This is a genomic window from Alteromonas sp. Cnat3-28 (assembly GCF_022348265.1).
Lineage (GTDB): Bacteria > Pseudomonadota > Gammaproteobacteria > Enterobacterales > Alteromonadaceae > Alteromonas > Alteromonas macleodii.
In genome coordinates this window covers 1-26,221 of sequence record NZ_JAKREY010000012.1, presented here as the reverse complement: position 1 = coordinate 26,221, position 26,221 = coordinate 1, and the positions used below count along the sequence as shown (strand labels likewise).

Below are 26,221 nucleotides of genomic sequence, written 5' to 3'. Positions count from 1 at the left end.
TACTTAGAAGAAACCAAGTGGGTTGATGTCGTAGCTTACCAATAGATTTTTTGTCTGCTGGTAGTGATCTAGCATCATCTTGTGGGTTTCGCGGCCAATGCCCGATTTCTTGTAGCCGCCAAACGCAGCGTGAGCTGGATACAAGTGATAACAGTTCGTCCACACGCGACCTGCTTCAATCGCTCGACCTACGCGGAATGCTACATTCGCATCGCGGCTCCATACACCAGCGCCAAGTCCGAAGCTTGTATTATTGGCAATCTCAATCGCCTCTTCTTCGGTTTTGAAGGTTTGAACAGCGATTACCGGACCAAAAATCTCTTCCTGGAACACACGCATGTGGTTTTCACCCTTCAAGATAGTCGGCTGAATGTAGTAGCCTCCATCAAAGCCAGGTAGCTGCTCTTTCTCACCACCAGTGACAACCTGAGCCCCTTCTGACTTACCGATATCGATGTATTTAAGGATCTTTTCGAACTGCTCATTAGATGCCTGTGCACCTACCATGGTGTCTGTGTCTAGTGGGTTGCCACGTTTGATCTTCTGAATTTTTTCCAACACTTTTTCCATGAATGCATCATAGATGTCTTCGTGAATAATCGCTCGAGAAGGACACGTACATACTTCACCTTGGTTGAAGTATCCAAGCACTAAACCTTCCGCACACTTATCAATAAATTCAGGCTCGTGATTCATGATGTCTGGAAAGAATAAGTTTGGCGACTTGCCGCCAAGCTCAACGGTAGATGGAATAAGGTTTTCAGCAGCACAGCGAAGGATATGTCCGCCAACAGGTGTAGAGCCAGTAAATGCAATTTTTGCGATTCTTGTGCTTGTTGCAAGAGCCTGTCCGGCTTCTGCCCCGAACCCGTTAACGATGTTTAGTACACCCGGTGGTAGCAGGTCTTGGATTAGTTCGGCGAACAATAAGATAGATACTGGCGTTTGTTCTGCTGGCTTTAGCACCACTACGTTACCGGTAACAAGTGCTGGCGCAAGTTTCCATGCAGCCATAAGTAGCGGGAAGTTCCATGGAATGATTTGCCCAACAACACCATAAGGTTCATGGAAGTGATACGCCACCGTGTTTTTATCAATTTCACCGATGGTGCCTTCTTGGCTTCGAATACAGCCTGCGTAATAACGGAAGTGGTCTGCACACAGCGGAATATCTGCATTAAGCGTTTCGCGAACGGCTTTACCATTGTCCCATGTTTCCGCAACGGCAAGTAGCTCTAGGTTTTCTTCAATGCGATCGGCTATTTTCAGAAGAATGTTAGAACGCTCAGCTACTGACTTATCTGCCCAGCCCTTTTTCGCAGCGTGAGCTGCATCTAACGCAAGCTCAATGTCTTCAGATGTTGAGCGTGGGATTTGTGCGATGTCGCTGCCGTCTACTGGAGATGTTGCGGTGAAATACTCACCTTTAACCGGTGCAACCCATTCGCCATTGATAAAATTACCGTAGCTTTCTTTGAAGCTTACGACCGAACCTTCACTACCTGGCTTTGCATAAATCATAAGAAGTACCTTTTGATGACTTTGCGCGTAACTCGCGCAGTAACTTGGTTTGTTGTGTAGTTTGATAATGGTACTTTTACGTTGTACCTACCATGATGCGATAGACCGATTTGACTCCTACTTTAGGAGGGGAAACCTATGGCTACTTCTCACTCTTCTCGACAAAAGACACCGATTGAGACGCTGAAAGCTCTGCATCACCGATGTAACCGTGTTTAGCCGCAATGGCTGAAAACTGAGAGGGCACCGCGTCAAGCTTTCGCTTAATGACTGTGAGCGCGTTAGAGACAGTCTTAGCCGATAGACCCAACTCATCAGCAATATCAAAGCGGGATTTATTCATCGCTATCGCAATAAATATCTCGAACTCACGTTTTGTTAATTTGGCAGCAATGTCCACATTCGTATCGAGAAGTTGATTGGCTAAATTTACCGCCAGGCCTCGCTCAATATACTTTTGCCCTTTTGCGACGACCTTAATTGCCGAGATCAGTATTTCAGGCGAGCTACTTTTACTGATGTACCCCATAGCACCGGTTTGCATAGCGCGGTGCAATATGACGCTGTCTTCGAACATACTGAAAAAGATAATTTTTAAATCTGGATGTCGCTTCAAAAAAATCTTGGCTAAAACAAGGCCACTTTCATTTGAAAGGTTTATGTCGAGGATTAAGATCTCAATGTCACTACTGGCTAATAAACGATGGGTCTGTGCACCGTTTTCAGCATCAAAAATACGGCAGTCGGGCATCATCGCATTGAGTAAAGCTTTGTATCCTTCACGCACCACAGCATGGTCGTCGACAATTAGAATATTCATGCGACGTTAGCGCCCATAAGAGGAGGCATTTTTTTAAGGGTAAGGGACAGCGATACAGCAACGCCGCCATCATCGGGTGACGTTACACTGCAATTTGCTCCTATACAACGTGCTCGGCTGCGCATTGAAGACATGCCAATGTTTTCTACAATGTGGTTCCCCAATCCCCGGCCGTTGTCTTTGACCATCACAGAAACACGGTGAGTATCTCCATAAATTTGAATGCTAACCTTGGTGGCCTTCGCATGCTTAATCACGTTGTTAATGGCTTCTTGAGCAAATCGGTAAAGATGAATATCTCGCTCATTATCTTCTTGATAGCGCTTTAGATTAATTGACACGTCCCACTGCGTATCGGGCTGTGCTACTTCTTGTTCGTACACCAGTCGCTCAAGCGACGACTGAAGAGAGACTCTATCTAAAACAAGCGGGTGAAGGTGAGCAGTAAGCTTTCTAATTGCATCGCTTATTTGATGTGACATCACTTGAACCTTCTGCGCCGACAGTTCAACAACAGATCGCTCTTTTGCGTTAACCAAAATATAGGCGTGGGCTTTTATCGTGGTCAGCAACTGCCCCACATTATCGTGAAGCTCTCTGGCAAGGTAATTACGCTCTTGCTCTTGAAGGAGAGCTAACTGCTTATCTATTTTTATGAGCTGCTTTTCTTTTGATTTAAGTGCATTTTGTAGGTGCTTAAACTGGTCTAACACCCTGTTCATTTCGGTGATATCTGAGTGTGGCAGGGGCTGTGATTCCTTGCCTTCTCGTAGCTCAGATAATGCGTCAGCGAGCTGATTTAGCGGCACTAACCTTTGCTTAACTGCCACTTTTAACGTAAACAGCAACAGCACAAAGGTTGCGAAAAACAGTCCCGCCACCAAGGCAAAAAAAGTGAGATTCTGGGTGAGTTCAGTAGCATCAAAAGGCGTAACGATAAGATACTGATTTTCCTGAATTGGGATGATAACAGGTGTAAGTGCAGTGCGTTCAGTTGTCGACATTACTGAAGTCTGTTCTGCCTGAAGGCGACCCGTGAAATAGTGGGCGGATAAGTGAGGGCTAGGCTCAACAATCGCTTCGATATCAGCAACAGGGATATTGAGGTTGACCATTTCTCGCACTTGATTAAGCGCGCCCGTCATCTCTTCCTCAATGTTATCTTGAATGTGGAAGTAGACCAGACAGGTAAAAACCAAAAAGCAGCCAATGAATACGGCCACTATAGCTGTAGATATTTTCGTAAAACCTGACATAACCGCCCCTGCAAGCCTTTTATTACAGGGTTATGCTATACAGGCTACGTTAAAAAGCACATCCTGCAATAGGGGCGAATTCATCCTACCAAGGTAGGATGAATTCTGTTTTGAGCGATGTTTTATTTGGTAAGAACTTAGACTGTTTACACTTATCGGTAAGCCTGTTTCTCTGTGCTACTAACTTCCCAGTCGACTGCTGAATTGGCCTACTGCATCAACGACTTCTTTTGCACCGTCTTGAATTTGTTCGATAACTTCACCCGCCTCTCTGGCGTAATTGAGCCCTGATTGCGCCTTTTCATCACCTTCATTAACCAAGTTCACTGCGTCGGTGGCCAATGTCTGGTTGTGTTTAACCACATTGATGATTTCTTCTGTGGCTTCGGTTGTACGCGATGCTAATTGACGCACCTCGTCAGCAACTACAGCGAAACCTCGCCCCTGATCGCCAGCACGTGCCGCCTCAATCGCAGCATTTAGAGCAAGCAAGTTGGTTTGTTCGGCAATCGCACTGATACTTCCGATAATCGTGGCAATTTGTTGAGATTGAGCGTCCAACGCGTTAATTCCTTCTTTTGCCCTATCCATTTGTTGCGACAGCGAAGACATTTCAGAAAGCAGTTCGCTAATGACTTCCTTTCCTCGCGTGGCAATTTGATCCGTTGTGTTTGAAGAACGGTAGGCGATATCAGCGGCACTGGACACGGCATTTTCTCGTGCCACCTGCTCAGTAATATCAGTAGCCAGCTTAACCACTTTATACATACGACCGTGAGAATCACAAATCGGGTTATAGGTGGCTTCCAGCCAAATAGTGTTGCCGTGAGCGTCGAAACGTTCGAATCTTCCTGCTACGAATTCCCCCTGAGCAAGTCGTTCCCAAAACGTTTTATATTCGTGGGAATTCGCATACTCCGTATCACAGAAGATTCTATGATGCTGACCTTTAATGTCATTAAGGCTGTACTTAACGGCTTTTAGGAAAGCTTCGTTTGCGTCTTGAATATTGCCGTTCAAATCGAATTCAATCACCGCATTTGACTTATGTAATGCGGCCACCAAATCTTCGTGTTCTTTCGAGTTGGCTATAGTGCGCGTGAGGTCGTTGAGGTTGACTGAGAATTTGTGAATATTCCCTTTTCCGTCAAAAATAGGTTCAACTACGCCCCTTAACCACGCTTCTTCACCATTTTCTCGAAGAAACTCAATCGCCCCCCAGTAATGAACACGCTGCTCTATAGAATCTTTCAGCTTTTTAAAATGAGGCGTGTTTCTGGCAATCTCGGGAACAAATTCAAAGAAGCGATGCCCTTTCACTTGAGAGAGTGAGTAACCCAGCTCTTTCTCGAACACCTCGTTGACGGCTTCAATTTCACCACGCTCATTAAGATTGAGAAAGATCATTTCTTCGCGCAAGCCATCTCGCACTTGCTTGAGTATATGTAGCTCCTCGCGAAGCGCTTCGTTTTCTTTCACTAAGTGTTTATTGAACATAGGGCCTGCCCTGACAGAGAATTACAGTAATATGCCGTTTATCGGCAGTAACTAACCTTGCCTTAACAGTAATTTGATGAATCTACACAAGGTTTAGCAAACTATTCGCTAGACAATGTCTTTTTAACTAGCACGTGTCGGCCTAATTTATTAAAGCCTTAGAACACATTTAGCCACTTGTATCAGGGAGTGGCGAGTTTTTCGACGCTGCTACGCTACTTTTTACATATTTACCCTGCAAAAGACAGTAGATAAACGTCTAATTTTTTAGTCGAGAAATTTTGAATGGTATTGCGTAACTTTATCTGTAAGCCATTTTGTAAATACTTGAAAGCGTGCTTGAGAATGAGTTTCTTTGTGTGTGGCCAGCCAGAATGTACGCTTAATATGAATCTCGCTTTCAATGAGTCGAACTAAGCCTGGCTGAGTTTCCGCCATAAATTTAGGTAAAATGCCTACCCCTGCGCCATTTACAAGCATTTGATACTGCGCATTAATACTGGTGCTGCGAAGCGCACTTAATTGTGACAGAGCAGTCTCTTCAATGAACTTTAATTGGGGAGCGTAAACCAAATCGGGCACGTAACTCACTAAATTGAACGCGGTGAGCTCTTGTAATGTTCGTGGTTCGTTGTCGCTGATAAGGGACTGGTGGCTATAAAGATAAAGGTTATAGTCAGTCAATTTTTGTGTAACCAGCAAGCCTTTACTGGGCTTTTCTAACAAGATAGCCATATCGGCTTCTCGTTTATTCAGGTTTAAAAAGCCACTGGTTGCCACAAGCTCAATGCTGATCCCCGGATACTGCTTTTTAAAATCGGGTAGTAAAGGCGCCAAAAACCAGCTACCGAAACCTTCAGAAACACTCACTCTGATCGTACCTGCCAAATGCGAGCGTTCATCACCTAATTCATTTTGTGCCTCTAGAAAGTAATGCTCTGCTTTTTCAATATACGTAACTAGCTCACTGCCATGGGTGGTAAGCACATACCCCTTTTTAGTTAGCTCGAACAACTTGCAATTTAATGAGTCCTCCAGTTTTTTTACACGACGAATTAATGTCGTAGGGTCTACCTTCAAGCCTTTAGCTGCAATAGCTACACGACCATTTCTTGCCAAACCAATAAACAAACGCATGTCGTCCCAATTCACTTAAACACCTGCATTTTTACAGCACTATACTGCAAGTATATGTATTGTCTTTGCAAACACAAGGTTTCAATATTGTTAAAAATTACAGGAGCTATGTCATGAGAAAGATTGTTCACTTTATTGCAGGTAAAGATTTTGAGGATAGCAGCGAAAATACCGCGTCGGTATTTGCGCCCAACACAGGTGAAGTTCAGGCTGAAGTAAGCTTGGCTAACACTTCAACTTTGGCCTATGCAATTGAAACAGCCCAAGCTGCACAGGTTGAGTGGGCAGCAACAAATCCTCAACGACGCGCTCGTGTTATGTTCAAGTTTAAAGAGTTGGTTGAAGCAAACCGCGATCGCTTAGCGGCACTATTATCAAGCGAGCACGGTAAAGTGTTGGTTGATGCGCAAGGTGATATTCAGCGTGGCCTTGAAGTTATCGAGTTTGCCTGTGGTATCCCTCATGCGCAAAAAGGTGAGTATACCGAAGGCGCAGGCCCAGGAATCGATGTGTACTCCATGCGCCAAGCACTTGGTGTAGTGGCAGGTATTACGCCATTTAACTTCCCAGCCATGATCCCAATGTGGATGTTCGGTGTGGCAATTGCCTGCGGTAACGCGTTCATTTTAAAGCCATCAGAGCGCGATCCGTCAGTACCTGTTGAACTGGCAAAGCTTATGATTGAAGCAGGCCTTCCTGCAGGTGTACTTAACGTTGTACACGGTAACAAAGAAGTGGTTGATGGTATTTTAGATCATCAAACTATTAAGGCGGTGAGCTTTGTAGGCTCTTCTGATATCGCTAATTACGTGTACGAGCGTGGCGCTCGTGCAGGTAAGCGCGTTCAAGCTATGGGCGGCGCGAAAAACCATGGCATTGTAATGCCTGATGCAGATCTAGATCAGGTGGTAACCGACTTAGTTGGCGCTGCATACGGCAGTGCTGGTGAACGCTGTATGGCGCTACCGGTTGTCGTTCCAGTGGGCGATGAAACCGCTGAGAAACTGAAAGCCAAGCTTATTCCGGCTATTAAAGACATTATGGTAAGTCATAGTGAAGATCCTAACGCTCATTATGGCCCTGTGGTTACTGCTGCTCACAAAGAGCGCGTTGAAGGCTATATCGACCTTTGCATAGAAGAAGGTGCTGAGCTTGTTTACGACGGCAGAACCAGTCAGATCCCAGACGACAGTCAAGGCTACTTCATCGGCCCAACGTTCTTCGACCACGTGACCAAAGACATGCGCTCATACCAAGAGGAGATTTTTGGTCCAGTGCTTCAAATGGTGCGCGCGAAAGATTTCAACGAAGCGGTTAACTTAGCAAGTGATCATCAATACGGTAACGGTGTTGCTATGTACACCCGTAACGGCCATGCGGCGCGCGAATTTGCGCAACGTGTAAACGTGGGCATGGTAGGGATTAATGTACCTATTCCAGTGCCAGTTGCTTACCACACTTTTGGGGGCTGGAAGCGCTCTGCATTTGGTGATACCAACCAGCACGGTATGGAAGGGGTGAAATTCTGGACCAAGGTTAAGACCATTACGCAGCGCTGGCCTGATGGCTCAGATACGAACGACAACGCCTTTGTTATTCCAACCATGGGCTAAGTGAGGAGACTATTATGACCACAGTTGCATTTATTGGCCTAGGTAATATGGGCTCAGGGATGGCAGATAACCTAGTTAAGAACGATTACAACGTATTGGCTTTTGACTTAAGCGAAGCGGCACTGGCCAAAGCCAAAAAAGCAGGCTGCACTATTGCGCAAAGTACCGAGCAAGCTGCTGCTGAGGCCGACATCGTTATTACTATGTTACCAGCAGGCAAGCACGTAAAAGATATCTATTCAAATCAGATCTTAGCTTCTGTCCGCGAAGGCACCTTGCTTATTGATTGCTCCACCATCGACGTAGAAACGGCGAAGAGTGTGTCGGAACTGGCAGAGAAAAAAGGCCTTAAAATGCTGGATGCGCCGGTTTCTGGTGGTGTTGCAGCGGCTGCGGGCGGCACACTCACGTTTATGGTGGGTGGCGACGCTGATGCATTTGACAAAGCCCATGGTGTACTTAGCGCAATGGGCAAAAAAATCGTTCATGCGGGCGGCCATGGTGCGGGACAAGCAGCAAAGATTTGTAACAACATGTTACTTGGCGCGACCATGATTGCGACGTGTGAAAGCTTCGAGCTGGCACAAAAACTAGGCTTAGATGCGCAAGTGTTCTTCGATATCGCGTCAAATGCCTCGGGACAGACATGGTCAATGACCACCTACTGCCCTGTAAAAGGTGTGGGGCCACAAAGCCCTGCTGATAACGATTTTGCTGGCGGTTTCGCTTCTGCGCTTATGCTCAAAGATTTGGGGCTGGCCATGCAGGGCGCGAAGGGCGTCAACGCGCAAGTACCTATGGGTGAGCTTGCTGCAAAGTGGTTTGAAATGCATTGCGAAGAAGGCAATGCAGGGATGGATTTTTCTTCAATAATCAACCGATTAGCGTAAGAGAAAACCAACAGTTCTCCGACGGCTACTTTCCCTCAGAAGAGGTGGCCTTCTTACTGAGCGAGTAAAGGATTTTACTCGCTCTTTTTTTTAAACAAACTGCGTCTACGCTTTTTCTCTCCGATTTTCTTTTCTAAGCCATCCGCGGTTTAATCATTTCCCCTAGGCTGCGTCAACATGTCATCATACGCATCCATTTCCCAAGGCAGTTCGCCTGGGCTGGTATCGAGGAAGTGCAGATAACTTTCGAACTGATCTAAGATGTCCTTAGTAATACTCTCTTTGTCATATCCGTAAATATCGTAAGCTTGCCCTCCGCGGCGAAGGAACACTTCAGCGCGAAAATATTTTTCCGACTCGTCTTCTTCTGAACGCAGCTCTGCGTAGCTAAACCCTGGCACTAAATATTCAGTCATACGAATATCGTAGATAAAGTCCATATGATCGTGACGCTCAACAGTGAAGATGGCCCTTCCCGTTTCCTCATCAAGCTTAACGAACGCCTTCCACTCTCGCGCTTTCAAAGCAGCTTGTACGTCTTTCATCGCTGCAATCACAGTTTTATCAATAAACTCATGCACCTCATTTCGGCTGGGGTAATCGACCATTGCTGCGAGTCGGCCTTTTAGGCTAGTCGAGCGGCTGTGATTTCTATTAAGCGTATTCGCCTTCAAACTGTTATTTCGGTAGCCTTCAATAACAAGCGCACGCCATAGACCTGCTGCAGACGCTAGCATAATGAAGGCGAATGGTAACGCGCTCGCAATGGTCATCGTTTGTAGGGCATTCAGTCCACCAGCCAATAGCAACACTGCTGCAACGGTTCCTTCCAGACACGCCCAAAATATACGCTGCCAAACCGGGCTTTCTTCTTTACCACCAGAAGCAAGAGAATCGATAACCAGCGACCCAGAATCTGATGACGTCACAAAGAACGTAATGATCAATAACACGGTCAAGCCTGACATGATTGACGCGCCAGGTAGCAAGTCATAGAGCTTAAATAAGGCAACCGCTTCGTTTTCCTGCACATCGCTAATGAGTGTAATAACACCTTGGTTCATAATGGCATTTAGCGCGGTGTCGCCAAACACGGAAAACCAAAGGAAGGTGAACATGGTAGGCACAAGCATTACACCAAAAACAAACTGCCTAATGGTTCTGCCTCGACTTATTTTGGCGATAAACATGCCTACAAACGGCGCCCAAGCGATGGTCCAGCCAAAAATAAACAGCGTCCAGTTCCCAATCCAATCGCTGCGACTGTAGGCCTGAAGATTAAAGGTACGTTCAATGATGCCGTTGATATAACTCCCTGTGTTCTGTAAAAAGGTTTCTAAAATATGAACCGTTTCTCCGAAGATAAAAACGGTACTCATAAGCGATACAGCCAGAACCATATTAAGAATTGATAGCCTTTTAATGCCCTTATCCATGCCCGCGACAACCGATATTGTTGCGGCAATGGTTACGATAGCAATGGTGCCTACCTGCACCATGATATCAATGGGGATATCGCCGGAAAGATAATTTAGCCCCGCATTGATCTGTGTAACGGATAGCCCAAGGGTAGTGGCGATACCAAAAAGAGTACCTAGAATGGCGAATACATCTACTGCATGACCTATTGGGCCATAAATTTTATCCCCTATCAGCGGATACAAAGCTGAACGTATAGATAACGGCAAGCCATGTCGAAAAGCAAAATAGGCAAGAACCAAACCGACTAGCCCGTAGATCGCCCAGATGTGAAAGCCCCAATGAAAAAATGCGATTTGCATGGCTTGTTTCGCCGCATCAACAGTTTCAGCTGCTCCTGCAGGCGGTGAAGAATAGTGTAGAACAGGCTCTGCTACGCCAAAGTAGAGCAGCGCTACGCCGTAGCCTGCTGAGAACAACATAGAAAACCATTCAGGAAAGCTATATTGAGGCTCTGCATGATCGGGCCCCAACTTTATGTTTCCCCAGCTAGATGATGCTACCGATACAATGAATACCAAAAAAATAGCGACCGACAACATGTAAAACCAACCAAAGGTTTCTGTAATCCATGCCAATGTACTGTCGAAGGCGTCGCCGGCAAGTTCGGGGTTGCTGATGGTTCCGATCACCAGAAGCAAAATAATGACGACGGCGGGGAGAAATACAGGAAGAAGAATGGTGGAGTTGTTTACTTGGCCTTTCATAGCAAATCCCTTTTCACTGACAGGTAAGTTGAAACCCTGCGAAAACTTAAAAGCTGCTTTTTTCTACTAGTGAGGATTTGCTTTGGTTCAGATAATTACCCAGATATATTCTTTTCTTGGCGCTACAGACCGTGATTTCAATTAAATAAGGCGCTCTAAGCGGCAAGAACCTGCTCTGAAAAAAGAGATTAACGGGCGTGATTGCCTCTGGCTTATCAAAAATAATCAGACATAGATAGATAGCGCTGCCTGATATGTTCAATTAACAGCTTAATTTTTCGAGATGGCTGGCGGCTGTAAGGATAAACGGCATAAACGCCTAACACCTTACCTACCCGCTCTGGAAACAAATCGACCAGTGTTCCATTACATAAATCTTCGAATACCAAACATTTAGGTACGTAGGCAATACCTCTACCAGCAAGGGCTGCTTTGCGAAGCGCCCCTGCATTGTCACTTGAAAATGCGCCATCTACGGTGATGGTGTAACTGCCTTGAGACGACGTAAACTCCCACTCCCTTGCGCCGGATGTGTGGTAGGAATACAACAAACAGTTGTGAAAGCTCAAATCCTCTGGTGCTTTAGGCCTGCCCTTTCGTCTAATGTAATCCGGCGATGTGCAAACCACCCAATGGGAATCTAAAAAGTGCCGCGCAATCAGACTTGAGTCTTCCAAATATCCCGTTCGAATAACAAGATCAAACCCTTCCTCGACTAGATTTACAAATCGATTATCTAGAGACATATCAACGCTTAGCCCTGGATGAAGGGTACAAAACTCAGCTACCGCATCGGCTAACAGTAAATCGCCCGAAATCGTTGGAACCGACATTTTAATGTGTCCGGATATTTGTTCACTGTATCCAGAAATTGTGTCGATAGCTTCCTGCGTGGACGCCTTTACATTCATGGCGCCTTGCTTCAAAGCTTGACCCGCTTCGGTAAGCGTGAGTTTGCGAGTAGTGCGATACAAAAGCTGCGTTCCCAGCTCTTTTTCAAGCTTTGCTATTCGCTTACTGACTACCGAGTTGGTAATGTTGTTCGCCTCTGCCACTTTGCTAAAACTGCCCATCTCCGCAATTTGTGCAAAGAGAATTAAATCGTCTGCTCTCACGTTATTACTTCACTTTTGGAAAAGATAAATTTCATTGTTGCCGTATATCCCTAAGGCGAGAAACGTTATATTTTTATCAAGTTAATTACAATCGATTAAAGACATGATTATTTCATCGCCGACTGATTATAGACGCGCTGCGCAAAAAATATTACCGCCGTTCCTATTTCACTACATTGATGGTGGTGCCTATCGAGAGCATACACTTAAACGCAATGAAACTGACTTGGCTGACATTGCATTAAAGCAGCAAGTGCTGAGAAATATGTCGTCGCTTGACCTTTCTACAACGGTCTTTGGTGAACAATTGGCTTTACCTATTGCCCTTGCTCCAGTGGGATTAACCGGAATGTATGCGCGACGTGGCGAAGTGCAAGCCGCTAAAGCGGCTGCAAACAAAGGCATCCCGTTTACCATGTCGACGGTGTCAGTATGTCCTATTGAAGAAGTCGCACCAGCCATTGAACGTCCAATGTGGTTTCAGCTCTATGTGCTTCGCGATCGCGGCTTTATGAAGAATGTTCTGGAGCGCGCCAAAGCAGCGGGTGTAACAACGTTGGTCTTTACCGTAGATATGCCTGTACCAGGGGCTCGCTATCGCGATAAACACTCAGGTATGAGTGGGCCATTTGCTGCAAGCCGTCGCGTACTGCAAGCGATGACTCATCCTCGTTGGGCATTTGATGTAGGCGTATTCGGTAAGCCTCATGATCTTGGCAATATTTCTACTTATCGTGGCGAACCGACCCAGTTGGAAGACTATATTGGCTGGTTAGGCGCTAATTTCGATCCGTCTATCAGTTGGAAAGACTTAGAATGGATCAGAGAGTTTTGGGACGGCCCAATGATTATCAAAGGCATTTTAACTGAACAAGATGCCAAAGATGCGCTGAGTTTTGGCGCAGAAGGTATTGTAGTATCCAATCACGGCGGTCGTCAGCTAGATGGCGTGCTGTCTACCGCTAAAGCCCTTCCAGCGATTGCTAGCGCGGTGAAAGGCGATCTAAGTATTTTCGTAGACTCAGGTATTCGTAACGGCTTGGACGTGGTGAGAATGCTGGCACTAGGTGCCGATTGTACTTTACTAGGGCGCTCTTTTATTTATGCACTTGCTGCTGAAGGCCAACAAGGGGTAGAGAACTTACTCGATCTGTACAAACAGGAAATGCATGTCGCGATGACACTATGCGGTGCAAAATCAGTCAGTGAACTTAACCTCGACTCTCTCGCTTTTTAGTATCGCTGGCACCAAGGCCACTAAAAAGACCCCCAGTAATTGGATAGTCCAACTATTGGGGGTCACTTCATTTTTTATGGCTCTTTTATCAATGCACAAGTGGCTGGAAGCGTAATTTGCGCTTAATGATGCCCACCACAACAACTTCCATCATGCTCAGCCCAATTTTTAAGTTTGGTGGTTTTGCCTATTCCCGGGTTAAAACTATTGGTTGGGTCTAATTCTCGGTAAAAGTTTTTCAGCGCATCTTTTGCAAAGTACTCGTGTCCCACATTGTGCTCTGCTGGATATTCAGCGCTTCTCGCATCAAAAGTTTCCAGAATTTTACCCTTTAACAATTTGGCATCCGCCCCTTTTTTCAACACGTAATTCTGGTGCATTACGTGGCAGAATAAATGGCCGTAATACAGTTTTGTGTCTATCTGGTCGTCTATTTCTTTAGGCAGCACTTCAAACCAGTCGGGATCGTTGCGGCGAAGTGCAACATCGATGGTCATCATAGCGCCCACGTCTTTGCTGTGCATCACGTGGTAACGACCTATCGCGCCACCAGCAACAAAGCGATGCAAAATAGCCTTATCAGCTTCTTCTTCTGTACACTCAAAATAACTACCTTCATTGGTTTTAAAGAAAGCATCAAGGTAGGCTTTGGCCTCATCTACCCCGTCGTTGCTCATCTCCAATATCCAATGATGCTGATACTTGTCTCTGTACTCTTCCATTCGCTTAGGCAAGTGGTTAGGAAAAACGTAGCTCATATACTGCATAACGCGATCTGACATTTTGTTGGGTAAGAAGCCCAGCTTGTCAGTAAATGCGTCAAATTTGCGCTTAAATGCAAACAGCTTAGGAATAAATTTGGCGCCAAGCTTGCTGATAACGATAAACATATCTTTACCGTATTTCTTTGATACGTCGTAGCAGTCACGGTGAAGGTACTCACCCGAGTCAGGCAAGTTCTTGAAAGTAGAAAGTATGTCGCGACGCACTTTGGTAAACACAGCGGCGTCGTTAGACCCCACATAAAATACCTGTTTTTTCTCAGGAATAGGAAAGGTGTCTAGCCTCACTGCGAACACGGCAAGCTTACCCGCACAGCCTGAAGCTTCATGAAGTCTTCTGCCGTCATTGTTGAAGCGCGAAGGTGTGTCTGAATCAATGTCTCGAACTCGTTCATCATACTCGTTGTCTGATGCACGAGCGTCAGGGTGCTGAACATCAACTTCTTTGTAACGTTTGTTCTCAAGATTATTCAGAATTTCTTCTGGCTCACTACCTAGGTTAATCCCCAGATTGTTTACCAAAGATAGATTGCCATTGACGTCAATTTGGGCAAAAAGCGCTAGTTCAGTATAGGCAGGGCCTCGCTTGACCAAAGCGCCACCTGAATTGTTGCATATCCCCCCCACGATCGATGCGCCAATACATGAAGAACCTATCACAGAGTGAGGTTCGCGACCATAAGGCGCAAGCGTCTCTTCCAATCCAAACAAGGTGCTCCCAGCCAAGCCAACGACCTGCTTTCCGTTGTCAACTAACTGAATATCATCAATACGCATAGTACTGATAATAACGAGAGGCCTGTCGTAATCTTTACCATCTGGCGTAGAGCCGCCTGTTAACCCTGTATTGGCCGCCTGCATTATAACCGCAACATCGGCTCCAACACACAGCTTTAGCACTCGCCAAATTTCGACAAGCGTTCCTGGGCGCACTACCGCAAGCGCTTCGCCCACACCAAAACGAAACCCTTTAGTGTAAGGCTGCTTCTTCGCTTTATCAGTTAACAAATAGGCCTGCCCTACTACATCGCGCATTGATGCAATCAAAGACTGAGTGTCAACGTTTACGGTCATGGTTCTCTCTATGTGTTGAAATAATGGAAGGAATGACTTGGTGTTGAACTATACACTAACACCATTATTAACAAAGGGGGCAAGCCGCTTTTATCGAGATAATTTACTTATATTTAATTCATTGAACACTTAGAGGCTTTAGCATTTAAGCAAGAATTACAGGCGTTTTTCACTGTTACATTTTGTTACGCTTTGGCGGAGCAAGTTAGACCAGAGGAGTATTGTAAAGCCAATGTATAGTTCGTAAAGTTGATAGACTCGAAAAGGAGCTTTCATGTCACATCAAGCGTTCGTTTTAACAAGAAAAAGTTTTTCAGAAAATACTAGACAGGATGGGGCTCACGAACGATTCCTAAGTATTTTGCCGTCATGTGGATTTGTCGTCTCAACCGGTGCGATTCATCCACCTCGAAGCGTGCTTAATAACACCTATACCTTCTTTATCGATGCGCAGTATTGTGACTCTGCCGCTATGCTCAACTTGCCTGTAGTCAACGATAACCCAGAGTTGAACAAAGTCATTTTCAACGTGCCAGAGTCTGATGTCGATTTTCATTATGCGGCACTACAACATGGTATTAACGGTATTTTCCATATTGAAGATAGCTTAGAACTTCTGGTTCGCGGTGTTCAACAAGTTCAGGCGGGCAACAAATGGTTCAGTCGCGAGATTATGAGTCGCTATATTGATGCCAACCTAGTGTCTAAAGCAAAACCTGTTGCTGCACTTCAATCGTCACATACTGTGCTGACCAAGAGGGAATTATCCATCACACGCAAAATTGCAGATGGTGCCCAAAATCAGGAGATTGCAGACTGCTTACACATCAGCGTAAATACGGTGAAAACTCACGTTTACAGCATATTTAGAAAGACGGACTGCCGAAATCGCGTTGAGCTTATAAAGTGGTTCGATCATCAGTTTAGCCAACCACAACGAGTAAGTATCTAAACTGATAATCCATTGAATCTAATTGCGTATGGCGTCTACGCTTTCGCGCGCCATACGCCTTTCTCCATTCCTTGTAGCACCAACTCCGTCACCGCTTTTTCTATGCTTTGTTTAACGCACTCGAACATGGGTTCATTAGTCGTGTAGCCCGTTTCTGCTTCAAGCAAGCGCTTAAGCGAAACATACCTAAACAGGCCTGCTCTCACCTCCTGGCTTAGTACTTTCTTAGATGTTGAAACCGACACCAGTACTTGGCCTGTTCTCACATCAACTGCACGCATGTAAATGGAAATTTGATCTTCCCTAAACAGCTCACTCGCTCCAATGCCAAAGTACTCTACACCAGCGCCGCCGGTACGAATGTTGGTATCGTAGCTAATTATCCCACCTTCTATAATAATTCTAGCTGTAGTGAGTGGCGGTAAATCGCCTCCGCTGCTTTCGTCGGCTCTAATTATTTTGCGTTCGGTAAGAATGTTCTGCAGCCCTTCACGCTCAACAGGTAAAAACCACGATGTCTCGCTTAAAGTCTGAACAAGAATAGAGGTTGCGCCTTGAGTCACCGCAGTAGAAAACGAACTTGCCCCAGTGCTAGGTTTATATTGCCCGGTCTGGTCTCTAAACGCATATACAGAAACCGGAATTTGTCCCATAGGCGCTGGCAAGCTTTTTACTTCAGCCAATGTGGCACTGTCTTTAATTACATCAGCGGCCGTTGTATCAGGCGGCAGCGTATTAGTGATGGACTGGCATCCTGCAAGCGCCATGGCCACTATTAAAAAAACGGTACTTCTCATGTGTTTCCCTACCCAAACCGTGGAATTTCAACGACAGTAACCTCACCTGTCAGTAAGTTAGTAATGTTCACAACAATGCTGTCAGGATTACTCGTTATTAGTTCTACCTGAAAGTCACCACTAACAAAAATACTATCCTGATTGAATATGCTGTCTATCGGGTTTCCATCTTCATCATATTCTTGCTCGCCAAATGCGATGTCTGTGATTTCGCGGACTATACGATTGATATAGGCGCGTTCGAGTGATTCTTGAAGGCGTTCGTCATAGGAGCGCTCGCTATAAGGCGCTGTATGAGCGTTTTGTGAATTCGCCTTACTTAATAAAAATGATCCGTTAAGTGGATTACCACCGAATGACGGGTTGATCGGTTCATACACCAACTCTGTTGCTTTCACACTAGCTGAAGTCCACGAGCCAGTCGCGATTAAGGCTGCTATCAGTATCCCTTTTTTCATTACCATTCGTCCCCTGCTAAATCTGGGCTTCTACTGTCTATACTCGCGTTTGCCACCGCGTCTAAAACTAACATGATGGCTTGCTGTACTTTTTCATCTAACGGTACTTGTCTGCGCCCCATGTACGTTTGATAAACCACTCTATTGTCGTAAATCACCGAAAGAAGAGTACCCGCTTGTGGCACAATAATTTCTTTAACAACAAGGTTCTTACCCGAACTGTCTGGGACTTCTCGCCAGTATTGGCTAATGCGAGAGGCAAATTCGTGGCCTTGGCGGCTAATACTGTTATCGAGCAACAGTCCGCCTAGCCGAATTTCTTCTGCGTGAATCGGAGAAAAGAACACACTAAAAAGCAGTGTGATAAGAGAGAAACAATACAAGTACTTCATTTTACTGAATATAGCCGGGCAAATGCCCGGCTACTCACTTTTACATCTGTAGGTTTACATCTGAACAACGGTAGCTACGTTGTAGTCACCAACCTGCGTAACACTTACTGTGCCGCCGTTGCCAGTGATACTACCTGTAACTAAATTATCGTTACCCATTTGCGTGACTTCAAATGTATTCATATCACCAGAAATAACGAACTGACCACCCGCGTCGTCCGTTACCCAGTTTCCTACGCCTTCTTGCATAACACTAACAATATTGTCGTCACCGTTAACCAGTAGGTCTAGTAAGTTAAGCTCGCCTGTTTGCGAAACCATAATTTCGTTGTAGCTTGATGTAACGTCGCTTGCCAACTCAACTGATGCTGTATTTTCAACACCTTCTTGAGACATTTCGATGATGTTGCCATCAGCGTAGTAAGTTGCATCACCAATACCAGCTTGCGCTAACGCCAAGTTGGCATCGCCATCTTGCTCAATTTCGACGGTGTTAAACAGGCCATCGAAATTAACTGTGCTGATTTCGTTGGCATCACCTACTTGAGTTAAATCAAATTCGTTCAATAAGCCAATTACGCCAGCATAAGCCGTGTTGCCTTCGCCCACTTGGTTAATTTCGAACGTATTCGCTTGTCCGCCGATAGTTTCTACGGTAGCTAAGTTAACATCACCGATTTGATCGATATTAACTTCATTGCCAGAGCCTTCAAATACTCCTGTGGTAATCTCGTTGCCATCGCCATCTTGTTCAAACCCTAGCACATTACCGTCGCCAACCATACTCCAACCCACAGCGTTCCGGTCGCCATCTTGGTCAATTTCAACTTCGTTTTCTGAGCCGATAACGGTTAAATCAGACACGTTGTAATAGCCGTCTTGAATAACATCGATAACGTTAGCATCACCGCTTAGCTCGCGAACATACGATTCATGCCAGTCACCACTTTGATCAACAAATACCGTATTGTCGTTACCCGCAATGGCATTATTGGCCCAGTTACCACCATCGCCCTGATACACTGACAACATGTTTCCATTGCCCGAAATGCTGTTTATTGAGCGATTAAAAATAAAACCGAAAGGGCCGCCATCACCTAATTGAACAAGTGAAACCGTGTTATCGTCACCTTCGACAACCACATCGGCTGTACTATTTAAACTATCTTGCTCAGATTCTAAGAAGTTGCCGCTACCTGTAACACTTGCAAAGAAGGTGTTACCTGACTGCATTTGTGAAGCAAGTACTTCGTTTGCGTCACCCGTTACTTCTACAAAGATTGCATTTAAGTCACCTTCCTGACTTAAAATAGATTCATTACCTACCTCATTTCCCTCTGGTGCCGTTTGGATTAGCGTAATTTCATTGCCTTCAGCTGCAGCAATAAAATCTGCGGAAGCACTGAAATCAACTGTCTTACTCGCTGGAACTTCCTGAGCTGATGCCCACCCTGTCGCTGCTACTAAAAGCAATGCACTCGCTATTTTTGTTTTTTTCATTTTCACATTTGTCTCCCTATGGTAATTACATCATTCTTGATATTGTGTGATGTTAATCACCATTTCATTCCCTATCTGGTAAACAGTAAAAGACTGTTCACCCAATTGATTAACATTGGCTACATTGTCGAACCCATCTTGTATAATCTCGAAATAGTTATTGTTGTTTTGCTGCAATAAATTAACGACGTTCCCCTCACCCAACTGAGTGATAAGAGCTTCGTTATTACTGCCGTTTTGAACAACATTCGATAGGTTGGCGCCGTTGCCGCTTTGGATAATGTTAGTTATGTTATTTAACCCAAACTGACTAACAGCGATGAAGACCGTTTCATCGTCTATCGTTATAGCTTGAGCATTCAGACTCATTGAAAGAGAAGATTCCACCATGTCTGAGCTTGTTGATAAGTCGGACTGTTGCGCATAAACAGGAAGATTTACGGCTAGAAGACTGCACCCCGTAATGGCTGCCAACGCAACGGCTCTGCATGCCTTAGCGTTATTAGCAAACTGGCTCCTTTTAACCTTTAGCTTCTTGTCCATGCGAACGACTGTTTCCTTGATTACAACAAAGGTGACCCCTCTATAACACTCTTTAAGACGGCAAGAATCCATCACCAATAAGTTGTATTTATTACAGGTCAAATACAGTTAGCACACGTTAAATCAACAAGTTATTTATAATGATTAATACCATAGTGCTAGATTTGACGAAAACTCACGCACCGAGTAATTATTGGTAAGACCACCTAGTTTTTGTAGGGTCTTTTAACGGGTATTGCTATAGCGCGACTCTGAGACATAAAGACCTTAACTACATGTCAAAAATCATAGTAATTAAGTACCACTTCAGGCTTCTCTTTTCACTTTTTCCTAGTGTTTAAGTAGTATTTTTGAGTAAATTTTACTGTTAGGGGTGGCAGGTTTTTAAATTTGCGTTATAAGTTTTAACCGTTAGTTATATCAGACCGAACGAGAAGGTTCTGTGATTAAAGCATTATTGCTAATTATGGAATCTAATTATGAAAACAAAGCCTTTTAAAACAGGCCTTTCAGCACTTTCATTAGCCCTTCTACCGCTAATGGTATCTAGTCATGCACACGCCGCAAAAGCCGAAATTTTCGACGATAGCGTTATCGTTGTTTACAAAGAAAATGTAAGCAAAGCGGAAAAGATGCGCGCTCGCTCTTCGGTAGGTGCACGAATTAGTGACGCAAATCGTGATGAAGTAGATGATCGCTTCTCTAACCTTTTAAATGGTCGCATTGCCAAACTGGAACTTCGTGGCAAGTCTGTAAAAGACGCCATAGAAATCTTAAAGAAAAATCCTGCGGTTAAAATCGCCGAGCCAAACTTCTTGTACCGCAAAGCCCTGGTACCTAACGATCCTTCTTATGGTGACCTATGGGGTTTGAATAACACCGGTCAAGCCGGCGGTACTGCAGATGTGGATATTGACGCACCAGAAGCATGGGATATTACAACCGGTGATAGCGATGTGGTCATCGGTGTTATCGATACGGGTGTTGACTACAATCATGAAGACCTTGCAGATAACGCATGGGTTAACCCAGGTGAAATTGCTGGAAACGGTATTGATGATGATGGCAACGGTTATATTGACGATGTTTACGGTATCGATGCCTTTAACGGCGATTCTGATCCTATGGACGATGATTCTCACGGTACGCATGTGGCCGGGACAATTGGCGCTGTGGGCGGAAACGGAATTGGCGTAGTCGGTGTAAACCATGACGTGTCAATCGCTGCATGTAAATTCTTAGGTCCTGACGGCGGTTCAACCGCTGGCGCTATTGAATGTATCGATTACTTCACCGACCTTAAAGAGAACCGCGGCATCAATATTAAAGCTACCAACAACAGCTGGGGTGGCGGCGGCTATAGTGAAGCGCTAGAAACCGCTATTGAAGAAGCTGGCCAAGCGGGTATATTGTTTGTTGCTGCGGCAGGTAACTCTGGTTCAAACAACGACAACGTAGATAACTACCCGTCTAACTATGTCACTACAACAAACAGTCTGGTTGCAGTTGCTAGCCACACTCGTACTGACGGAGACAGCGGCTTCTCATACGGTATTGAAACTGTAGACATCGCGGCGCCGGGGACAGCTATCCTATCTACAGTACCAGGTAACGGCTATGCGGCATACTCAGGCACATCAATGGCAACGCCACATGTTACGGGTGCAGCAGCACTTGTGTGGTCGCTAAACCCAGAACTTACGCCATCTGAAATGAAAGAGCTGTTAATGTCTACAGGTGAAACTAGCCTATGGGCTGATGGTCGCACCGTGTCTGGCAACCGCCTAAATGTACTTAACGCACTTGAAGAAGCTGATCCTACTCCAGGTTTTAAACTGGGCATAACACCTGGTTCAGCTGAAATTGAAGCGGGTGAGACCTACGCCTTCACTATTGAAGTTGGTTCAATTGCTGGCTACGAAGAAGAAGTACAGCTATCGCTTGCAGAGCCAAGTGATATCGCGTCTTTAAGCGCAAGCTCGGCAATGCCTGGCGATACAGTAACACTGACCGTAGAGACATCTGAGGACACGCCTTGGGGTCCGTACAGCTTTACGGTTAACGGTGTAAGCGGTGATATTGAGAAATCTAAATCAGCGAACCTTTATGTTTACCCTCAAGGGCTAAACGAATTCCCTTACGCGTATTCTGGTGATGCAGTACCTACGTTACCGAATGAAGAAGATCCTGACGATGTTGGCGTGGACCTAGTGATTAACGTTCCTGACGACTTAACCGTATTCGGTATGCAGGCGTCGGTAAATATCACACACACCTATAGCGGAGATCTCGTACTATCACTGACCTCTCCTCAGGGTACGACCACCGTTCTTCGTCAGAATCAAGGTGGCGCTACAGATGATATCGTTGAGAGCTATAACTCTGATGCCTTTAACGGCGAAGTAGCAACAGGCGATTGGACCTTGAACGTGCTTGATACGTTCAACGGTGACAACGGCACTGTTAACACATGGAGCCTTGTGGTGACCGGTATTGGTGAAGTAGGCCCAACACCGCCTAACTCTGCGTTTACCTATGACGCTTCAGGCTTATCAGTAAGCTTTACTAATAGCAGTAACGACGTTAATGACGACATTGTCAGCTATAGCTGGGACTTTGGCGATGGCTCTACTTCAACGGAAGAGAACCCAACGCATGTTTACGCGAGCACTGGCGCCTATGACGTAACCCTTACGGTTACCGACTCTGAAGGCCAAACTGGCGTATCAACAGAAACCGTATCAGTTTCAGATAGCAACATTGTTGCCGAAATTGACCGCGCTATGCTGTCTCGATTCGGTTCGTTACGCGTAGATTTATCATATAGTGGCTCGATGGCCGATACTGTAATGATTTATCGCAACGGTGAGCTACTTGAAGAAGTAAGCAACACTGGACGTTATCGCGACAGAAGCAGAGGCGTTCAACCTGGTGAGTATACTTATATGGTTTGTGATGAAACCTCTGCATGCTCTGCACCAGTGTCTGTAAACCTTTAATGTAGTTTGCGTATCGCTGACGCGCTCTTCGTGACAGTTGGCGAATGATACGCTGAACAGTTAAGAGTTAAGCAATTGCCGGCCAAGGATAGGCCGGCTTTTTTATTCTGAGAATTAAAGAGAGCACCAATCTAAGCCATCGGCTTATTCACTATAAGCCAAATACAACGTACACTTGATGCATTAAGAAATAATAAGCATTTTTTCATGCACATACTCATTATTGACGATCACGAAATTGTAAGGGATGGCATTAAAACACTCATCGAGCAAGAGTATGGCTGGCATGTTTCTTACGCAGTAAGCTCTCTGGATGCTCTTCCCTCCTTCGCTACGTTAGACGATATTGACGTTGCCATTCTAGATATCTCATTAGCACAGGAAAGTGGTTTCGATACGCTAGTAAAAATCAAGAAAGACGCGCCGTTTATAAAGTGCTTAATGCTGAGCATGTATGATCATGTTGGCTATATCAGTAAAGCGCTTGAGCTCGGCGCCGATGGCTACGTTACAAAGAATGCCGCTACTAAAGAATTGATGGACGCGTTGGAAGCTCTAGAAAAAGACGAGAATTATCTAAGCACAGATATTAGTAAAAAGTTAGCTTTCGGTGATAAACAGCTAACCTCTATCCTTACTGAAAGGGAAAAGGAAATTTTCTTACTGTTAGCAAAAGGATTCCAGCCAAAACAGATTGCCTACTACATAGACACTGCCCCGAAAACAGTGATGGTTCACAGAACTAATATTTACAAGAAGCTCAATGTAACCTCCCAATTTGGTTTACTTAGAATTGCGTTAGAAACTGGGTACCTCGACGTTTCTGACGTTATCTACGACGACACGCTAGTCAAAGCAAATTGATGAATTTAACGCGGTATTTCAACGTTACCTATTTACTAATGGGATTAGGTTATACCGCGCTATTTCACGGCGTGTGGTTGTTCAGCACCCAATTTGAAATTATTTCAGGTACGGTGAGCTGGTATTTGCCTGCTGGAGTTCGCCTGGCGGCGTTTTTACTACTGCCAATTTACAGCTGGCCACTGCTACTCATCGCAGAAAAATCAACCCACTTCATTTTATTTCACCCCGGTGGCATGCTCGACAATACGGCGTTTTTAAGTGGAACCATAGGTTGGTACTTAGTCCATTTAGTGCTGTCACCCGCGGTAATTTGTACATGCGTTTATTTATTCAGACGTCGCTTTAGCGCACCTTATATAGACAATGTTTCCAGCACCCTTGCCACGTTGGCTTTTGGTGTTCTTATAAGTGTTGCTCTTGGGGCGGTATTTTTGGGCAGAAGGGCTATTGAACTGCAAACAGGCATAGAGGTTTTTCTTTCTATTTTGTTTGATTTTTCATTAGGTGACTTTGTAGGAATTGTTGTTCTTTGTCCTTTTCTTTTCGCATTATTTAAACGGCCATCTATCCCTAAGAGTCACTTAGTACTGTACCTTACAACAATCGCTTGGCTGGTTTTGCTGATACTGAGCAGCTATGCCTACTCCCAACAAATTAACATCAGCTATCAGGTTAAGTATCTAGCGGTTTTCCCCGCGCTGTTTTTATCGTATCGCTATGCCATAGTTGGCAGTGCGTTTTCGTGTTTACTCATAGGTATTACTGCGTTCGTGGTGGCAAGCCAAAGCGCACTTCCTCCCATTGAGCATCAGTTTTACATCTTAGCATCATGTACAAGTTGCCTCATTTTAGGTGCGTCAATTAACCAATCTACCTTGTTGAATGTGAAGCTTGCGAAGAAAAACGAGGATCTCGAAGTATCGGTGCAAAGCGCTCAAGCACTGGCCAGTCAATTAGTGGTAGTGCAAGAAGATGAACGAAAGCGCTTATCGCGGGATTTACACGATGACTTTGGTCACCGCATAGTCGATTTGAAACTTCAACTGTCGTTAGATAGCAGAGAAAGCGACAACGATATGATGCTCAATAAGATAGATGCTCTATACCACGCAATGAAGAAAAGCTTAGGGGGATTGCGTCCGTCCGGTATTGATACACTTCCCATTGAAAGCGTGATCCAACGTTCAGAGATTATTACCACGCTCAAGCGCGCAAACATAGATTATTCGTTTAACGTTAGCGGCACGCCAGTACCGTTCGATTCAAACCAGAAAATACACATCTATCGCATTGTGCAGGAAGCGGTGACAAACAGTATAAAATATGCCAATGCGACGTCGCTCAGCATTGATATCAACTATGCGCAACACAGTGCCGTATTTATCGTTACTGACGACGGCGGCGGCATCCCTGAGCATATTGCCCAACTAGCAAACGCTGAACCCACACTCGGTCTGCTGTCGATGAGAGAACGCGCAAAGTTGATAAATGGTGAGTTTGATATTTCCCAGAACAAACCATCAGGCACCCAAGTTTGCCTGACTTTGCCCTACAGTGCTTAAGTTACTCTACTGCGTTTTAGGTGCGTCGCTGCATCCTTTTTATGCTACATTGCTGTTGATTTAACTACTATTTTGATAACCGTATGCAAAAAAATTTCATTACTCGCCGAGCCCGTTTTTTTAGACAGTGCCTGAACATTGCTGTCCTAATTGCCACTTTCACCACGTTAAATGGCTGTGTAAGTACTCAAAATGAAAGTCCTTACACTTACGCTCCGTCTGCATCACCCTATCAAGATGTGGTCAATGCACAGCAGCGAGCTGTGGAACAAAGCAAATTACTTTTGGTTGTACTGGGTGCTCAGTGGTGCCACGACAGTACTGGCTTAGCTGAGCGTTTTGCGACAAAGGAAATGGACCTTATTCTACGCGCTCATTATGAAACCGTATTTGTTGATGTGGGAACACTTGAAGACAGAAGAAATATAACCGAGCGATTTGACTACCCCATTTATTACGCCACGCCAACAGTAATGGTGGTTGAACCTAAAACCAGCGCATTGTTAAACAGAACGTCAATGGATATATGGGGGCACGCTGACAGCATTCCCTTATCGGAGTATATTCAGTATTTCTCTCGCTTTCCTGCAATGACAACTGCGCAAAAAGCCCCGTTTATTAACTGGGAAGCGACAGATGAAGAAGAAGCTTACAATAAAGAGCAAGCACTCAGATTACAAAGCGCTTATGACAAACTCGGTCCGCTACTTGCGCTAGATTTACAAGGTAATACCCCACAAGGGCTTAACGAGCTATGGAAAGAGACCAAAGGGTTTCGCACTGAACTGCAAAAAACGCTGATAAAGCGCGCCGAGCTTACATTAGATTCTGAGAATGGCAACGGAGTCAACACCACGCCAGCATTGCGACACTACAATCCGTTTTCGTGGGAACATAATTAGGGCCTGTTGACCTTTGGTGTACGAATTTTGGTCTAAATGGAAGCCTTTTAATCGCGAAACAGTCCTGCAAGCCTAGCGGGCTAAGTTAAAGGACTGTGACAAAGAGTAAAAGGCTTCCATA

At 45.1% G+C, this 26,221-nt stretch carries 21 protein-coding genes; 8 read left to right on the top strand and 13 right to left on the bottom strand.

Annotated features, from left to right (window positions below):
• Positions 1-3: 3 nt before the first annotated feature.
• The 5 genes from MHM87_RS13170 to MHM87_RS13150 form a co-directional block, all read right to left on the bottom strand.
• On the bottom strand, positions 4-1,521 hold the full coding sequence (locus tag MHM87_RS13170; protein WP_239259479.1) for an aldehyde dehydrogenase family protein: 1,518 nt from the start codon (positions 1,519-1,521) through the stop codon (positions 4-6).
• Positions 1,522-1,663: 142 nt separating this feature from the next.
• The gene (locus tag MHM87_RS13165; RefSeq protein ID WP_014950685.1) at positions 1,664-2,341 is read right to left on the bottom strand and encodes a response regulator transcription factor; all 678 of its coding nucleotides are present in this window, start codon (positions 2,339-2,341) and stop codon (positions 1,664-1,666) included.
• Positions 2,338-3,597 carry a histidine kinase gene (locus MHM87_RS13160; protein WP_061486528.1) on the bottom strand — a complete coding sequence of 420 codons (1,260 nt, stop codon included), beginning with the start codon at positions 3,595-3,597 and terminating at the stop codon, positions 2,338-2,340. Before MHM87_RS13160 ends, MHM87_RS13165 begins: the two co-directional genes overlap by 4 nt.
• Before the next feature lie 180 nt (positions 3,598-3,777).
• A complete protein-coding gene (locus tag MHM87_RS13155; protein ID WP_239259477.1) occupies positions 3,778-5,094 on the bottom strand; it encodes a PAS domain-containing methyl-accepting chemotaxis protein in 1,317 nt (438 codons plus the stop codon).
• A gap of 267 nt (positions 5,095-5,361) precedes the next feature.
• Positions 5,362-6,246, bottom strand: a complete 885-nt coding sequence (locus tag MHM87_RS13150; protein WP_239259473.1) for a LysR family transcriptional regulator — start codon at positions 6,244-6,246, stop codon at positions 5,362-5,364.
• A gap of 98 nt (positions 6,247-6,344) precedes the next feature.
• On the opposite strand from MHM87_RS13150, the gene MHM87_RS13145 reads away from it, so the two are divergent.
• Both MHM87_RS13145 and mmsB read left to right on the top strand, forming a co-directional pair.
• Positions 6,345-7,844 (top strand): CoA-acylating methylmalonate-semialdehyde dehydrogenase, encoded by a 1,500-nt coding sequence (locus tag MHM87_RS13145; protein WP_020744244.1) that lies wholly within the window; start codon positions 6,345-6,347, stop codon positions 7,842-7,844.
• 14 nt (positions 7,845-7,858) lie between these two features.
• Complete coding sequence (gene mmsB / locus MHM87_RS13140) at positions 7,859-8,734, top strand: 3-hydroxyisobutyrate dehydrogenase (RefSeq protein WP_239259470.1); 876 nt, start codon at positions 7,859-7,861, stop codon at positions 8,732-8,734.
• Between the two features lie 149 nt (positions 8,735-8,883).
• On the opposite strand, the gene MHM87_RS13135 is transcribed toward mmsB, so the two are convergent.
• Complete coding sequence (locus MHM87_RS13135; RefSeq protein WP_239259468.1) at positions 8,884-10,920, bottom strand: BCCT family transporter; 2,037 nt, start codon at positions 10,918-10,920, stop codon at positions 8,884-8,886.
• A gap of 215 nt (positions 10,921-11,135) precedes the next feature.
• A complete protein-coding gene (locus MHM87_RS13130) occupies positions 11,136-12,035 on the bottom strand; it encodes a LysR family transcriptional regulator (RefSeq protein WP_014950694.1) in 900 nt (299 codons plus the stop codon).
• A gap of 103 nt (positions 12,036-12,138) precedes the next feature.
• On the opposite strand from MHM87_RS13130, the gene lldD reads away from it, so the two are divergent.
• The gene (gene lldD / locus MHM87_RS13125; protein WP_015068029.1) at positions 12,139-13,272 is read left to right on the top strand and encodes an FMN-dependent L-lactate dehydrogenase LldD; all 1,134 of its coding nucleotides are present in this window, start codon (positions 12,139-12,141) and stop codon (positions 13,270-13,272) included.
• A gap of 122 nt (positions 13,273-13,394) precedes the next feature.
• Here the strand turns inward: lldD and dld are convergent, their stop codons facing one another.
• A complete protein-coding gene (gene dld / locus MHM87_RS13120) occupies positions 13,395-15,128 on the bottom strand; it encodes a D-lactate dehydrogenase (protein WP_239259466.1) in 1,734 nt (577 codons plus the stop codon).
• A 274-nt stretch (positions 15,129-15,402) separates the two neighbouring features.
• On the opposite strand from dld, the gene MHM87_RS13115 reads away from it, so the two are divergent.
• Positions 15,403-16,080: a response regulator transcription factor gene (locus tag MHM87_RS13115; protein WP_239259464.1), complete on the top strand. Its 678-nt coding sequence runs from the start codon at positions 15,403-15,405 to the stop codon at positions 16,078-16,080.
• Between the two features lie 35 nt (positions 16,081-16,115).
• Here MHM87_RS13115 and MHM87_RS13110 read toward each other — a convergent pair whose 3' ends face one another.
• From MHM87_RS13110 to MHM87_RS13090, 5 genes are read right to left on the bottom strand one after another with little or no spacing between them, the layout of a single operon-like run.
• The gene (locus MHM87_RS13110; protein WP_239259462.1) at positions 16,116-16,877 is read right to left on the bottom strand and encodes a CsgG/HfaB family protein; all 762 of its coding nucleotides are present in this window, start codon (positions 16,875-16,877) and stop codon (positions 16,116-16,118) included.
• Between the two features lie 8 nt (positions 16,878-16,885).
• Positions 16,886-17,335 (bottom strand): curli assembly protein CsgF, encoded by a 450-nt coding sequence (locus tag MHM87_RS13105; RefSeq protein ID WP_014950699.1) that lies wholly within the window; start codon positions 17,333-17,335, stop codon positions 16,886-16,888.
• Positions 17,335-17,727, bottom strand: coding sequence for a CsgE family curli-type amyloid fiber assembly protein (locus tag MHM87_RS13100; RefSeq protein ID WP_014950700.1), 393 nt, complete (start codon positions 17,725-17,727; stop codon positions 17,335-17,337). Before MHM87_RS13100 ends, MHM87_RS13105 begins: the two co-directional genes overlap by 1 nt.
• Before the next feature lie 54 nt (positions 17,728-17,781).
• The gene (locus MHM87_RS13095) at positions 17,782-19,227 is read right to left on the bottom strand and encodes a curlin (protein ID WP_239259460.1); all 1,446 of its coding nucleotides are present in this window, start codon (positions 19,225-19,227) and stop codon (positions 17,782-17,784) included.
• A gap of 30 nt (positions 19,228-19,257) precedes the next feature.
• Complete coding sequence (locus MHM87_RS13090; protein ID WP_239259458.1) at positions 19,258-19,770, bottom strand: curlin subunit CsgB; 513 nt, start codon at positions 19,768-19,770, stop codon at positions 19,258-19,260.
• A 479-nt stretch (positions 19,771-20,249) separates the two neighbouring features.
• Here MHM87_RS13090 and MHM87_RS13085 point away from each other — a divergent pair, with 479 nt between their 5' ends.
• The 4 genes from MHM87_RS13085 (at position 20,250) to MHM87_RS13070 (ending at position 26,100) form a co-directional block, all read left to right on the top strand.
• Positions 20,250-22,769, top strand: coding sequence for a S8 family serine peptidase (locus MHM87_RS13085; protein ID WP_239259456.1), 2,520 nt, complete (start codon positions 20,250-20,252; stop codon positions 22,767-22,769).
• A gap of 207 nt (positions 22,770-22,976) precedes the next feature.
• A complete protein-coding gene (locus MHM87_RS13080; RefSeq protein ID WP_014950704.1) occupies positions 22,977-23,633 on the top strand; it encodes a response regulator transcription factor in 657 nt (218 codons plus the stop codon).
• A complete protein-coding gene (locus MHM87_RS13075; protein WP_239259454.1) occupies positions 23,633-25,198 on the top strand; it encodes an ATP-binding protein in 1,566 nt (521 codons plus the stop codon). Before MHM87_RS13080 ends, MHM87_RS13075 begins: the two co-directional genes overlap by 1 nt.
• A gap of 83 nt (positions 25,199-25,281) precedes the next feature.
• Positions 25,282-26,100, top strand: coding sequence for a thioredoxin family protein (locus MHM87_RS13070; protein WP_239259452.1), 819 nt, complete (start codon positions 25,282-25,284; stop codon positions 26,098-26,100).
• Positions 26,101-26,221: the final 121 nt, after the last annotated feature.